Annotated in this window: 11 protein-coding genes; 3 read left to right on the plus strand and 8 right to left on the minus strand. The window is 68.5% G+C overall.

All coding sequences use genetic code 11. The features are described 5' to 3' along the window. Positions 1-14 precede the first annotated feature (14 nt). A complete protein-coding gene (locus ACL9RL_RS04390; protein WP_422778993.1) occupies positions 15-1,058 on the plus strand; it encodes a LacI family DNA-binding transcriptional regulator in 1,044 nt (347 codons plus the stop codon). 210 nt (positions 1,059-1,268) lie between these two features. Here the strand turns inward: ACL9RL_RS04390 and ACL9RL_RS04395 are convergent, their stop codons facing one another. After that, positions 1,269-2,279: a formylglycine-generating enzyme family protein gene (locus ACL9RL_RS04395; RefSeq protein WP_422778994.1), complete on the minus strand. Its 1,011-nt coding sequence runs from the start codon at positions 2,277-2,279 to the stop codon at positions 1,269-1,271. 266 nt (positions 2,280-2,545) lie between these two features. Between ACL9RL_RS04395 and ACL9RL_RS04400 the strand changes: the two genes are divergently transcribed. Continuing rightward, a complete protein-coding gene (locus ACL9RL_RS04400; RefSeq protein ID WP_422778995.1) occupies positions 2,546-3,322 on the plus strand; it encodes an SDR family oxidoreductase in 777 nt (258 codons plus the stop codon). 30 nt (positions 3,323-3,352) lie between these two features. Further along, positions 3,353-4,246: an SDR family oxidoreductase gene (locus ACL9RL_RS04405; RefSeq protein WP_422778996.1), complete on the plus strand. Its 894-nt coding sequence runs from the start codon at positions 3,353-3,355 to the stop codon at positions 4,244-4,246. A 203-nt stretch (positions 4,247-4,449) separates the two neighbouring features. Here ACL9RL_RS04405 and ACL9RL_RS04410 read toward each other — a convergent pair whose 3' ends face one another. The 7 genes from ACL9RL_RS04410 to ACL9RL_RS04440 all read right to left on the minus strand — a co-directional run bounded on the left by ACL9RL_RS04410 (position 4,450) and on the right by ACL9RL_RS04440 (position 12,778). Beyond that, the gene (locus ACL9RL_RS04410) at positions 4,450-5,334 is read right to left on the minus strand and encodes a carbohydrate ABC transporter permease (protein ID WP_422778997.1); all 885 of its coding nucleotides are present in this window, start codon (positions 5,332-5,334) and stop codon (positions 4,450-4,452) included. Further along, entirely contained in the window at positions 5,331-6,308 is a 978-nt protein-coding gene (locus ACL9RL_RS04415) for a carbohydrate ABC transporter permease (protein WP_422778998.1), read from the minus strand. Before ACL9RL_RS04415 ends, ACL9RL_RS04410 begins: the two co-directional genes overlap by 4 nt. Positions 6,309-6,539: 231 nt before the next feature. Continuing rightward, positions 6,540-7,838, minus strand: coding sequence for an ABC transporter substrate-binding protein (locus ACL9RL_RS04420; RefSeq protein ID WP_422778999.1), 1,299 nt, complete (start codon positions 7,836-7,838; stop codon positions 6,540-6,542). 374 nt (positions 7,839-8,212) lie between these two features. Next, positions 8,213-9,241 (minus strand): hydroxyacid dehydrogenase, encoded by a 1,029-nt coding sequence (locus ACL9RL_RS04425; protein ID WP_422779000.1) that lies wholly within the window; start codon positions 9,239-9,241, stop codon positions 8,213-8,215. A 317-nt stretch (positions 9,242-9,558) separates the two neighbouring features. Continuing rightward, complete coding sequence (locus tag ACL9RL_RS04430) at positions 9,559-10,458, minus strand: sugar phosphate isomerase/epimerase family protein (protein ID WP_422779001.1); 900 nt, start codon at positions 10,456-10,458, stop codon at positions 9,559-9,561. Next, complete coding sequence (locus ACL9RL_RS04435; RefSeq protein ID WP_422779002.1) at positions 10,455-11,630, minus strand: dihydrodipicolinate synthase family protein; 1,176 nt, start codon at positions 11,628-11,630, stop codon at positions 10,455-10,457. Before ACL9RL_RS04435 ends, ACL9RL_RS04430 begins: the two co-directional genes overlap by 4 nt. A 2-nt stretch (positions 11,631-11,632) precedes the next feature. Beyond that, a complete protein-coding gene (locus ACL9RL_RS04440; RefSeq protein ID WP_422779214.1) occupies positions 11,633-12,778 on the minus strand; it encodes a Gfo/Idh/MocA family protein in 1,146 nt (381 codons plus the stop codon). Between the last annotated feature and the right edge of the window lie 74 nt (positions 12,779-12,852).

Below are 12,852 nucleotides of genomic sequence, written 5' to 3' on the forward strand. Positions count from 1 at the left end.
GGTATCCTGCTCGCGTGGAACTCGACAACGATGCCGGAACGCGCAGGCCAGTGACCCTTTCCGACGTCGCCAAACGGGCGGGCGTCTCGCAGTCGACCGCTTCCCGCGTGGTCAACGGATCGGCCCGGAAAGTCGACGACAAGTACCGCGTGCTCGTGATGCAGGCGGCCCAGGAGCTCGGCTACACGCCCAACCTCGCGGCCCAGGCGGTCGCGCGCGGGGCGTCGCACACGATCGCGCTCATCGTCGGCGGCATCGCCGACCCGTACTTCTCGGCCATGACGGCCGCGATCATGGCCGCGGCAGAGGCCGTCGGGCTGCGCGTGTCCGTCGCCGTGAGCGGGCGCCGCGCCGATCGGGAACTCGAACTCGTCCGGGAGCTACGCGGGCAGCAGCCGCGGGCCATCATCCTGGCCGGCAGTGGCTACATCGACGCGCCGTCCGGCTCCGAGGTGGAGGACGAGCTGCGGCGGTACGAGGAGACCGGTGGGCGCGTGGTCCTCATCAGCCGTGCCGACATGCCGTTCGAGACGGTCGCGTTCGACAACTTCGACGGTGGGCGGGCGCTCGCCGTGCAGCTCGCCGGGCTCGGGTATCGGCGTCCGCTCGTGCTCGCGAGCGACATCCCCCTGCTCGCGATGCAGCAGCGCGTCGACGGGTTCGTGGCCGGATTCGAGGCGTCCGGTGTCCCGGTCGCCGCCGATCGCGTCGTCCGACCGAAGTTCACCTGGGCCGGGACGTACGCGCTCATCGAGGGGCTGTCCGACGAGGCGCTCGCCGACGTCGACGTGGTGTTCGCGGTGACCGATGAGGGTGCGCTCGGTGCGCTGGCTGCCCTGCGTGCGCGCGGGGTTGGGGTGCCGGAGCGGATCGGCGTCGCCGGGTTCGACGACGTCACGACCCTGCGCGACGTGGTTCCGAGCCTGACGACGGTGCACGTGCCGCTCGACGAGGTCGCGACGGAGGCCATCGCCCGGGCGATCGCGCCGCTCGAGGACGTGGTCCGTCGGGTCGTCCCGACGAGCCCCATCCTGCGGGACAGCACGCCCCCGCAGTAGTCCGCTGTCCGCCTTCCGCCCGCTGTCCGTCCTTCCCCTTTCGCTGTCCGTCCTCCCGTCCGGTCTCTGCCCGCAAACGGTCACTCGTGGCGGTTCTGGCGGGTCCACAGCAGCCACTACTGCCAGCTCGCGAGCTGTCGGTTGTGGCGGTTCTGGCTGGTTCAGAGCAGCCACGAGTGACAGTTCGCGGGCTGGGAACGGTGGCGGGTGTCAGGCGACGCAGCGGAAGCCGATGTGCGTGGTCGCCGAATCGACGGACTGGGCTGACCGGGCTGCCGGACGATAGCGCAGGCAGTATTCGGGGGCGCACAGGTGCGAGCCGCCCTTCAGGACGCGACGCGGCTGGGTCTCACCTGGTGCGATGGAGGCTGTCGCCCATCGTGCATCCGTCGCCGAATCGGGGGAACAGGTGCATGCCGATGCGGCACCGTGGTCGTGGTCGTGGTCGTGGTCGTGGTCGTGGTCGTGGTCGTGGTCGTGGTCGTGGTCGTGGTCGTGGATGCCCGCACGGGTTCGCCCGTCGACGTAGTAGTCGCTCGTCCACTCCCACACGTTGCCGATGAGGTCGACCAGGCCGTAGCCGTTCGGTGGGAACGAGCCGACGGGGGAGGTTCCGACCCAGCCAGCCGCACCCGTGTTCAGATAGGGGAAGCGCCCCTGCCAGCTGTTCGCGAGCACGGCGCCATCGGGATTCGCGACATCGCCCCACGCGAACGCCGCGCCATCGAGCCCGCCGCGTGCCGCGTATTCGAACTCCGCCTCGGTGGGCAGGCGGCGGCCCGCCCAGGCTGCGTAGGCGGCCGCATCCTCGTAAGAGACGAGCACGACCGGGTGGTCCTCTTTGCCGGCGATGTCGGATCCGGGCCCCTCGGGATGCGACCAGTTCGCGGCGGGTTGCCATCGCCACCACTGCTGCCACCCCTGCAGATCCACGGGCCCGGTGGTCGGGGTGAAGACCAGGGCGCCGGGGATCAGGTCCTCCTGGCGTGCTCCGGGGAAGTCTGCCGGGTCGAGTGGGCGCTCCGCGACGGTGACGTAGCCCGTGGCATCGACGAACGCCGCGAACTGGCGGTTCGTGACCGGATGCTGCTCGATCGAGAACGCGTCGACGTGGACGATGTGCACCGGGCCCTCGTCCGGGTAGAAATCGGTCGACCCCATCCGGAAGTCGCCCGCCGGAATGGCCGTCAACGCCGTGAGTCCCGCTGGTCCGCTCGCCATGCTCCATCATGCTCCTCGTCCGCCCTCCGTCGATAGCCCGCGAACTGTCACTCGTGGCTGCTCTGGACCTGCCAGAACCGCCACGACTGCCAGCTCGCGAGCTGGCAGTCGTGGCGGGCATAGGCGGCTGAGAACAGCCACGAGTGACAGTTCGCGGGCAGAGGAGGGGATGGGGAGGGGATGAGGAGGGGATGGGAGCGAAGCCGGTATCGGTGATAGCGGGGAAAGGGTTGCGGTGATAACGAAGGCGTGTTACCGTTGGAAACATGAACAACGAAACGATGGAAACAGAGCAGAGCAACCAGGCAACGACGGACGGCGCGCGCGTCGCCTTCATCACCGGCGGATCGGGCGGCATCGGCCGCGTCGTCGCAGAGCGACTCGCCGCCGACGGCCTCGCGGTCGGCGTGCACTACGCCGGCAACCAGGCGAAGGCCGATGAGGTGGTCGCCGGGATCATCGCGACCGGCGGCCGCGCGATCGCCGTCGGCGGAGACGTCGCGGACGAGACGGCGATGGCTGCAGCATTCGACGCCGTCGAGGCGGCATTCGGCGGTGTCGACGTCGTGGTGAACACGGCCGGCATCATGATCCTCGGCCCGGTCGCGGAGTTCGACCTCGACGCGCTCGACCGGATGCACCGCACCAACATCCGCGGCACGTTCGTCGTCGACCAGCAGGCAGCACGCCGTGTCCGCTCCGGCGGCGCGATCATCAACTTCTCCACCTCGGTCACACGCCTCTCCTTCCCGAGCTACGCCGCCTACGCCATGAGCAAGGGCGCCGTCGAAGCGATGACCCTCGTGCTCGCCCGCGAACTGCGCGGTCGCGACATCACAGTCAACGCGGTCGCCCCCGGCCCCACCGCGACGGACCTGTTCCTGAACGGCAAGGACGAGGCCACGATCGAGAAGCTGTCGAAGGTCACCCCGCTGGAACGCCTCGGCACGCCGGCCGACATCGCAGAATCCGTCGCGTTCCTCGCCGGACCCGCCCGTTGGGTCAACGGTCAGGTCGTCTACGTCAACGGCGGCGCGGCCTAGGTCGCCATCGCAATCCGCAGGGAGCACATCATGAACCACGTCATCGTCATCAGCGGCGCCAGCTCAGGCTTCGGCGCCCTCACCGCCCGCGCCCTCGCGCTGCAGGGGCACACGGTCTACGCCGGCATCCGCGAAACCACCGGCCGCAACGCACCACGCGTGCAGGAGGCGGCGGACTTCTCCGCACAACACGGCGCGGACCTCCGTGCGATCGAGATGGACTCGGCCTCGCAGGAGTCGATCGATGCGGCCGTCGCCGCGATCATCGCCGAACACGGCCGCCTCGACGTCGTCATCCACAACGCCGGGCACATGGTCACCGGTCCGACCGAGGCGTTCACCCCGGAAGAACTGGCGCGCGTCTACGACGCGAACGTGCTGTCGACGCAGCGACTGAACCGGGCGGCCCTCCCGCAGCTCCGGAAGCAGGGCAACGGGCTCGTCCTCTGGGTCGGCAGCTCGAGCACCAAGGGTGGCACGCCGCCGTACCTCGCGCCGTACTTCGCCGCCAAATCGGCGATGGACGCGCTCGCGGTCAGCTACGCGGCCGAACTCGCCCGCTGGGGTGTCGAGACGAGCATCGTGATCCCCGGTTCCTTCACCTCGGGGACCAACCACTTCGCGAACGGCGGACATGCGGCCGACGCTGCGACCGTCGCGGAGTACGAGACGCGATACGCGGGGCTGATGGAGCAGGTGTCGGCGAAACTCGCCGAGCTGGCGCCTGCGGATGCCGACGCGTCGCTCGTGTCCGACGAGATCGCACGCATCGTGGCGCTCCCGGCAGGGCAGCGTCCGTTCCGCAGCCACATCGATCCGGCGAACGACGGGTCGGAGGAAGTGAGCGATGTCGCGGACCGGATCCGGGCGGAGTTCCTCGGTCGCATCGGGCTGGAGGATCTGCTCACGCCGGTCGCAGGCTGAGGCGGAGGGGCGAACCTCGTTTGTGAGAAGAGCTCGGCGTCGGCTGCGTTGTGCAGTCGACGCCGAGCTCTTCTGGGGTGGGCCCTTCGACAAGCTCAGGGACCGTGGCGACAGGCTCAGGGACCGGGGCCCTTCGACAAGCTCAGGGACCGGGGCGCAAGCTCAGGGACCGGGGCGACGGGCTCAGGGACCCGGGCGGAGCGCTAGCTCTTCACGCCTCCGGAGAGGAGGTCCACCCGCCAGAACCGCTGCAGAGACAGGAACAGGATGACGACCGGCACGATCGCCAGCAGCGTCCCCGTGATCACGAGCGAATACAGCGCGGCCTGCGACGCACTCGAGCGCAACATGCCGTACAGGCCGAGCGTGAGCGGGAACATCGAGTCGTCCGAGAGCATGATGAACGGCAACAGGAAGTTGTTCCAGATCGCGATGAACTGCAGCAGGAAGATCGTCACGAGCGCCGGCGACATCAGCCGCAGGCCGGTCGAGAGGAAGATCTTCCACTCCGAGGCGCCGTCGATGCGGGCCGCCTCCATGATCTCGTCCGGCACGGAAGCCTCGGCATAGATCTTGCACAGGTAGATCGCGTACGGGCTGACGAGCAAGGGCAGCAGCACGGCCGCGTAGTTGTTGGTCAGGCCCACCTGCGACATCATCAGGTACTGCGGGATAGCGAGCATGATCTGCGGCAGCAGGACACCGGCGATGATGACGCGGAACGCGAGCTTCGAACCGGGGAAGGTGTACTTGCCGAGCGCGTAGCCGGCAGCCGCCGCGATGAGCGTCGACGCCAGGCCGCCGCCGACCGCGTAGATGACCGAGTTGAGCGCCCAGCGGCCGAAGATCCCGCCGCGGTAGCTCAGCAGCTGCTGGATGTTCTCGAAGAAGCCACCCGTGAACGACGGGAGGTACGTGGTCGTCGAGAACAGTTCGCTGCTCGACTTGGTCGATGCGATGAGGATCCACAGCACCGGCAGGATGCAGTACAGGGCGCCGACGATGAGGACGGTCGTGGCGAAGACGTTCGTCTTCTTCATCCCGCGAGGTGCGGTGATGCGCGGGCTGATGAGCGTCGAGGTGGTCATCGTTTCCTGCTTCCGAGGATCGAGCCGACGCTGTTGACGAGGATCGATGCCCCGATGGTGAGGACGACGAGGATCATCGACGTCGCTGCCGCCTGGTGGATGTCGTCGTTGACGAACGCATCCGTGTACACCTTCATGAGCGGCACCCAGGTGGAGGAGATCGCGTTGGCGAGCGGGCGGAGCGTCATCGGCTCGTTGAAGAGCTGGAGGCCGCCGAGGACCGAGAACAGCGCGCACATGATGACGGCGGGCTTGATCATCGGGAGCTTGATGCGGAGGGCGATCTGGAACTCGTTCGCGCCATCCACGTGGGCCGCGTCGAACACTTCCTTCGGCAGGCCGCGGAGGGCCGTGTACATGATGACCATGTTGAAGCCGACGACACCCCAGACGGCGATGTTCGCGACGGAGAAGAAGATCTCGGTCGAACCGAAGTAGTTGACGACCTGGCCGCCGATCGGGCTCGTGGCCGGAAGGTAGAGGAAGCCCCAGAGGAGCGATGCGACGACGCCTGGCACGGCGTACGGGAGGAAGATCGCGATGCGGGCGAAGCCGACGAGGCGGGCCCGGTTGGCGTCGAGGCAGAGGGCGAAGAGCAGCGCCAGGATGATCGTGGCCGGGACGCCGATGACGGCGACCGCGAGCATCCGGCCGAGGCTGCCCCACAGCTCGCTGTCCGCGAGGGCCGTGATGTAGTTGGTGAAGCCGACGAAGACCTCGGTGGTCGTCCCGCCGCCGAGGAGGCCGCCGCCGACCTTGCGCTGCAGGAGGCTCAGGACGAGCGCGTAGATGCCGGGTGCGACCGTGAACAGCGCCAGCAGGATGATCGCCGGGGCGACGAGCAGCATCGGGAAGACCGGGCTGGACAGACGCTTGCGCTTCTGGGGCCGGGCGCCGGGGGTCGCGCCGGGCGGCGTGGTGGGAGCTGCGCCGCGTGCGGTGCTTGCCGCTCGCTGGGGGGTGGATGTTGCCATGGTCGCTCCTCGAGCTGAGGGTGGGGCTTGGGTGGGGTGGTGCTGTGGTGCTGGGCCCTTCGACAGGCTCAGGGACCGGTGTGGGGTGGTGCTGGGCCGTTCGACGGGCTCAGGGACCGGTGTGGGGTGGTGCTGGGCCCTTCGACGGGCTCAGGGACCGGTGGTGCGGTGGGCCGGCCACCCGGGGAGGAACGAGGTTTCCTCCCCGGACGGCCGGGAACTGCGGCGATACTACTTGTTGACCGTGAACCCGAGCTTCTTCATGTCGGTCACCGTGGTGTCCTGCATCGTGCCGAGCACATCCGAGAACGAGGTCTTGTTCTGGATCGCTGCAGCGAAGCCGTCCTTGTACGCGCCGAAGGTGACGGTCGCGTTGGGGCCCCAGATGTCGAAGCTGCGTGCATCGGCCGCGATGTCCGCGATCGTCTTGTAGTAGTCCGGCTGGTTCGGCATAAATGCCGGCGGCTTGGTGAGGGCGTCGAGCTTCTGACCGCTCGTCGCCGCCGGGAAGATGTTGATCTTCTCGACCTGCAGGGCGAGGGCCTCATCGCTCGTGTTGAGCCAGTTGACGAACTCCGCGGCCTGCTTGGGGTGCTTGGAGTCGGTCGTGACGGAGATCGCGGATCCACCCCAGATGCCGGTGGTCTTGTCGCCGGCGGTCCATGCGGGGAGCGAGGTCATCGTCCACTTGCCGACCGTGTTCGGGGCGATGCCGCCGAACTGGGCTGGGGCCCAGGCGCCGGAGATCCAGCCGACGAGCGTTCCGTCGTCCATCTCCTTGTTCCACTGGGCGGACCAGAACGGGTCGCCCTTGATGACGCCCTGGTCGATGAGACCGCGCCAGTAGTCCGCGACCTTCGTGGACGGGGCGTCCTTGATGTCGACGGTCCAGTCCTTGCCCTTCGCGGACCACCAGTTGGCGCCGGCCTGCTGGGTGAGCCCTGCGAACCAGCCCGGGTCGCCGGCGCTGAAGGTGCCGAGGTACTTGGTCGGGTCGGCTGCGTGGATGGTCGCCGCGGCGGCCGCGTACTCGTCCCAGGTGGTGGGGGCCTTCAGGCCGAGGGAGTCGAAGACGTCCTGGCGGTAGAAGAAGACGAGCGGCGCGAAGTCCTGCGGGACGCCGTAGGTCTTGTCCTCGAACTGGACCTGCGAGAGGGCAGCTTTGCCGAAGTCCTTGGCGGAGTCGGCGGTGTAGTCGCTGATGTCCGCTGCGACGCCGTTGGAGACCAGCGCGGGGAGCGACTGGTACTCGACCTTGGTGATGTCCGGGGCGTTGCCGGCCTTGTGGGCCGTGATGAGCTTGCTGACGAGCTCGTCGCCGCCGGCCGGGTTGGCGAGCTTGACCTGGATGTCCGGGTGCGCCTTGTTCCACACGTCGACGATCGAGTCCATGCCGGGGTCCCAGTCCCAGAACGTGAGCTTGACGGGGCCGGACGAGTCGGTGTTCGCGGTGCCGCCGTTGGCGGAGCAGCCGGCGAGCAAGGTGACCGAGGCGATGATCGCGCCTGCGGTCAGGATCGCTCTTCTCATGGTGCATCTCCTTTGATGTGGTGGGTGTCCCCGGGTGGGACGGTGCTGTGTTCGGCCTGAGGGTGCTGGGCCGGATACGGGTGGTTTCGGGGTGTTGGGGTGTTCGGGGTGGTGGGGTGTTCGGGTGTGGCCTGGAGGGCCTGGCCGGAGCCGGTTGGAGCTGGGCTGGGCCTCGGTTGGGGCTCGGCTGGAGCTGGGTGGGGCGTCAGCCGGTGATGAGTGCGATGGCGTCGTCGTCGGTTGTGCCGGCGGTTGTCGCGGATCCCATCATCAAACCTCCTTGTTCTGGTGGAGCTTCCGGGAACGAGTCCCGGAATGCGCTTTCCCAACCTGCTCACGAGAATATGCAGCCGCGGCTCGCATGTCAAGCGCGGTCATGCCATCGCCGCGAGATCGTTGATTCCGACCGCACGAATCGGTCGATCACCCGCCACATACTGCGTGACCTCCTCGAGTACGCAGTCACCCAGACGGCGCAGTTCATTGCCGAGCGCGCCCGCGACGTGGGGTGTGCGGATGATGTTGCGGACGCCCCGCAGCGGGTGGTCGGCCGGCAGCGGTTCCGGGTCCGTGACATCGAGGATCGCCGTCAGTCGGCCCGCCTCTGCGGCCTCGATCACGGCATCCTGATCCACGATGGGCGCGCGGGCGGTGTTGATGAGCACGGCGCCCGGGGGCAGCATCGCGAGCAGTCGACGGTCGACGAGGCCGACGGTGTCCGGCAGGAGCGGCGCGTGGACCGAGACGATGTCGTTCTGCGCGAACAACTCGTCCAGCTCCAGGCGTTTCGCGCTCGCGAGGATCGGGTCGTCGTCCCGGAGGAACGGGTCGCTCACGCTGATCTCGAAGTCGAACGGCGCGAGGAGTTCGATGACGCGGCGGCCGACCCGGGAGGCGCCGAGGATGCCGACGCGCTTGCGGTAGTTGCCGATGTCCGGATAGTCGCGTTCGAGGTCGATGGCCGGGTTCTCGGCGTAGTCGTTGATGATGCCAGGCACGCCCTTGCCGCCGAGGAGGATGTACGCGAGCGTGTACTCCGCGACCGGGTAGGCGTTGGCGTCGGCGGCCGAGGTGACGACGATGCCGCGGTTCCACGCCTCCGGGTCGACGTGGCCCTTGACGGTCCCTGCGGCGTGCATGATCGTGCGGAGCGACGGCATCGCATCGAGGGCCGCCGGGGTGAGCTGCGGGCTGCCCCAGCCGGTGATGAGGACTTCGATGTCCGCGAGGCGCGTGTCGTGCTCGTCGATCGTGGTGAGCGGGTGCCCCTGGACGAACTCGAGGAGGTCGTGGAGGGTGTGGAGCTCGCGCTCGGAGAAGAGGTGGGGGATGAGTCCCGGGCGTAGCGCGAAGGCGGCTTTCGGCCTCCGCTGTGGCTCGTTCCTCGCCGGTGCCGTGTCCATGGTGCACTCCTTGTCAGCATCGTCGATGGTGGGTTCCGTACCGCGGTCCGGCACCGTCGTCGGTGGTCGTCCGCGGATGGGAAACCGCATTCCCAGAATGTAGCAGGAATGTCGCGCGATGCGAACCCGGGGAGTTCTCGGCTGGTTGTCCGTGCGCAATTCAGGAGCGATGCGGCGCGTCGGCGTCGGAACGCGGATGCCGGGCGCAACACGCCGAGCCCGTCCTGAATTGTGAACAGGACGGGCTCGGTTGGGGGCTGCTGGGTCACGCTGCGGCGTCAGGCCGCTGCGTCAGGCCGCTGCGTCTGGGTGCTGCGTCAGGCCGCGGGGATGTGCGGCGCGACGGCTGCTGCGAAGCCCGCGACGGTGCGATCGACGACCTCGCCGTATGGCGAGTCCCAGATGGTCTGATTGAACAGTTCCACCTCGATGTCGCCGACGTACCCGGCCGCGAACACGGCGCGCGTGATCGGATCGAAGTCGATCACCCCATCGCCGGGGTAATGCCGGGACAGGAGCACGTCAGCGGCGAGCGGAGTCGCCCAATCGCACACCTGATAGCTCGCGATGCGACCACCGCCGCGCCCGAGGGGGCCGCCGGTACCAGCTGCGCCGGCCCGCTCGATCTGCGTGTACAGATCCGGATCCCACCACACGTGGAAGGTGTCCACAACGGCGCCGACCGAACCGATCGGGAACTGCTCGGCGATGTCGAGCGCCTGACCCAGCGTGGAGACCACGGCCCGGTCGGACGCATACATCGGGTGCAGCGGCTCGATCGCGAGCGTCACACCGGCCGCCGCAGCGTCCGGAGCGAGTTCGCCGATGGCGTCCCGCACCCGCTCACGGGCGCCGATGAGGTCGCGCGACCCCGCCGGGAGCCCACCGACGACGAGCACGAGCACGGCTGCCGACCCGTCCGCGCCTGCTGCTGCGAGCGTCGCCGTCTCCTCGATTGCCAGGCGATTGTCGTCGATCGCGGCTCGCCTGGTCGGGCCCTCCTCCGGAGTGAAGAACCCGCCGCGGCAGAGGCTGGAGAAGCGCAGGCCGGAGTCCGCGAGGCGTTTCGCCGACTCCTGCAGGCCGACCGCCGCTACAGGCTCACGCCACAGGCCGATGCTCTCGATACCGCCAGCGGTCGTCGCAGCGATGGCCTCGTCGAGGGTCGCGTACTTGATCGTCGCCTGGTTGAGCGACAGCAGCTGGTGCGCGGTCATACGCCGGCCCCGTTCGTGCTGATCCCGTTCACGCTGAGGAGCGTGTGCCAGCGCGCCGCCGCCAGTTCGGGGCGTTCCAGCCCGCCGGACGCGTTCGCCAGCTCGACGATGCGCGACAAGTGGGGGAGGCTACGCGCAGCGTGCAGGCCGCCCACCATCGAGAACGCCTGCTGGTGACCGTTCAGCCAGCTCATGAACGCCACACCCGTCTTGTAGTAGTAGGTGGGCGCCGCGAAGATCTGCCGCGACAGTGCCTCGGTGGGGCCGAGGATGTCGAGGTAGCGCGCATCGTCCCCGGCATCGAGGGCCTGGATGGCCGCCGACGCGTTGGGGGCGAGCGCCGCGAACGCGCCGAGCAGCGCATCGGAGTGCGCCGTCCCGTCACCGGCGATCAGGCCGACGTAGTTGAAGTCGTCGCCCGTGAACATGCGCGCGGACTCCGGGAGCCGCTTCCGGACCGCGATCTCCGCATCGGCGTCGAGCAGGCTCATCTTGATGCCGGCGACGCTGGCGCGGTTCTCCTCGATGATGTCGATGACCGTGTCGCTCGCGACCGTGGAATCCGCCGAACCGAAGTACTCGGCCAGGATCGGGTCGAACGCTGCCCCCAACCAGTGCAGGGTCACGGGTGTGCTCGCCGCCGAGAGGACCTCGCGGTAGACGCGACGGTAGTCGTCCGCGGACGAAGCGGCACGCGCCAGGTGTCGGCTCGCCATCAGGACCACGCCGGCTCCGGCGTCCTCCGTGAAGTGCAGCTGCTCCTTGTACGCGTCGATCACGCGGTCGAGGGACACGACCTCCTCGTCGAGGTGATCGGTGTTCACACCGACGACGAGCGCACCGCCGACCGACTGGGCCTCGGTGGCACTCCGGGAGATGAGCTCCCGCGTCGCTGCGGCGTCGAGACCCATGTTGCGCTGGGCGGTGTCCATCGCATCCGCGACGCCCAGCCCCCAGGACCACACGTGGTGGCGGAACGCGAGGGTCGCATCCCAATCGATGTCCGCCGGCGCACCGGGGATGTTCTCGGCCGTGACGCGAGGGACGACGTGCGCGGCCGCGTACGCGACACGGCTCGTGAGCGTCCCGGTCGGCTTGGTGAAGCCCGGTGCGGGGTTGAGCGGCGCCCGGCTGGTGCCGCCGTCCTCCGCGAGCAGGGTGAGGTCGGTCATCGTCATTCGCCGTTCGTGCTCGCGGTGCTCGTGACCGCTGGGAGGTCGATGCGACGGCCGCTGCGCGAGCTCTCCAGGCCGCTCTCCGCGAGGAGGACGCCGCGGGCGCCGGCCAGGAAGTCGTACGGGTTCGGTGCGTCCTCGGCGACGTGGCGGATGAACTCCTCCCACTGCGTCTTGAAGCCGTTCTCGAACACGTCGTTCGTCGGGACCTCGATCCAGTCGCCGTCGTAGTCGTGCGCGTCGGCCAGGTCCGGGTTCCAGACGGGCTTCGGGGTCGCGTTGCGCGGCTGGATCTTGCAGCCGAAGAGCCCTGCGACGGCCGAGCCGTGCGTGCCGTCCACCTGGAACTCGACGAGTTCGTCGCGGTTCACGCGCACGGTCCAGCTGGAGTTGAGCTGGGCGACCACGCCGCCCTCGAGCTCGAAGATCGCGTAGGCGGCGTCATCGGCCGTCGCGTCGTAGCGGTTGCCCTGCTCGTCGACGCGGTTCGGGATGTGCGTGGACGCCTTCGCGTACACAGACTCGACACGGCCGAACAGGTTCTCGAGGACGTAGTTCCAGTGCGGGAACATGTCGACGATGATGCCGCCGCCCTCTTCGTTCTTGTAGTTCCAGCTGGGGCGCTGCGCCGGCTGCCAGTCGCCCTCGAAGACCCAGTAGCCGAACTCGCCGCGGACCGACAGGATCTGGCCAAAGAAGCCGGAGTCGATGAGGCGCTTGAGCTTCTGCAGGCCGGGCAGGTAGAGCTTGTCGTGGACGACGCCGTTCTTGATGCCGGCCTCCTCTGCGAGACGGGCGAGTTCGAGGGCCTCCTCGTAGCTCTCCGCCGTCGGCTTCTCCGTGTAGATGGCCTTGCCGGCTGCGATCGCCTTCTTGATGGCGACAGCGCGGGCCTTCGTCACGAGGAAGTCTGCGTAGATCTGCCAGCGCGGGTCGGCGAGGGCTGCGTCGAGGTCGGTCGTGTAGTGCTCGATGTTGTGCTTGGCCGCCAGCTCGGCGAGTTTCGCCTCGTTGCGGCCGACGAGGATCGGTTCGAGCTGGACGCGGCTGCCGTCCGAGAGGAGCACGCCGCCCTGCTCGCGGATCGCGAGGATCGAGCGCACGAGGTGCTGACGGTAGCCCATGCGTCCGGAGACGCCGTTCATGATGATGCCGATGGTCTGCTCTGACACAGTGTTTCCTTCTGGTGCGCGCGTCCGGCCGGCGATGGCGCGGGGCG

Source organism: Plantibacter sp. Mn2098 (genome assembly GCF_049319745.1).
Taxonomy (GTDB): domain Bacteria; phylum Actinomycetota; class Actinomycetes; order Actinomycetales; family Microbacteriaceae; genus Plantibacter.

Coding starts and splice junctions, on each gene's coding strand:
- ACL9RL_RS04395 (WP_422778994.1), bottom strand. CDS start 2,279: ATGGCGAGCGGACCAGCGGGACTCACGGCGTTGACGGCCATTCCGGCG.
- ACL9RL_RS04400 (WP_422778995.1), top strand. CDS start 2,546: ATGAACAACGAAACGATGGAAACAGAGCAGAGCAACCAGGCAACGACG.
- ACL9RL_RS04405 (WP_422778996.1), top strand. CDS start 3,353: ATGAACCACGTCATCGTCATCAGCGGCGCCAGCTCAGGCTTCGGCGCC.
- ACL9RL_RS04410 (WP_422778997.1), bottom strand. CDS start 5,334: ATGACCACCTCGACGCTCATCAGCCCGCGCATCACCGCACCTCGCGGG.
- ACL9RL_RS04415 (WP_422778998.1), bottom strand. CDS start 6,308: ATGGCAACATCCACCCCCCAGCGAGCGGCAAGCACCGCACGCGGCGCA.
- ACL9RL_RS04420 (WP_422778999.1), bottom strand. CDS start 7,838: ATGAGAAGAGCGATCCTGACCGCAGGCGCGATCATCGCCTCGGTCACC.
- ACL9RL_RS04425 (WP_422779000.1), bottom strand. CDS start 9,241: ATGGACACGGCACCGGCGAGGAACGAGCCACAGCGGAGGCCGAAAGCC.
- ACL9RL_RS04430 (WP_422779001.1), bottom strand. CDS start 10,458: ATGACCGCGCACCAGCTGCTGTCGCTCAACCAGGCGACGATCAAGTAC.
- ACL9RL_RS04435 (WP_422779002.1), bottom strand. CDS start 11,630: ATGACCGACCTCACCCTGCTCGCGGAGGACGGCGGCACCAGCCGGGCG.
- ACL9RL_RS04440 (WP_422779214.1), bottom strand. CDS start 12,778: ATGAACGGCGTCTCCGGACGCATGGGCTACCGTCAGCACCTCGTGCGC.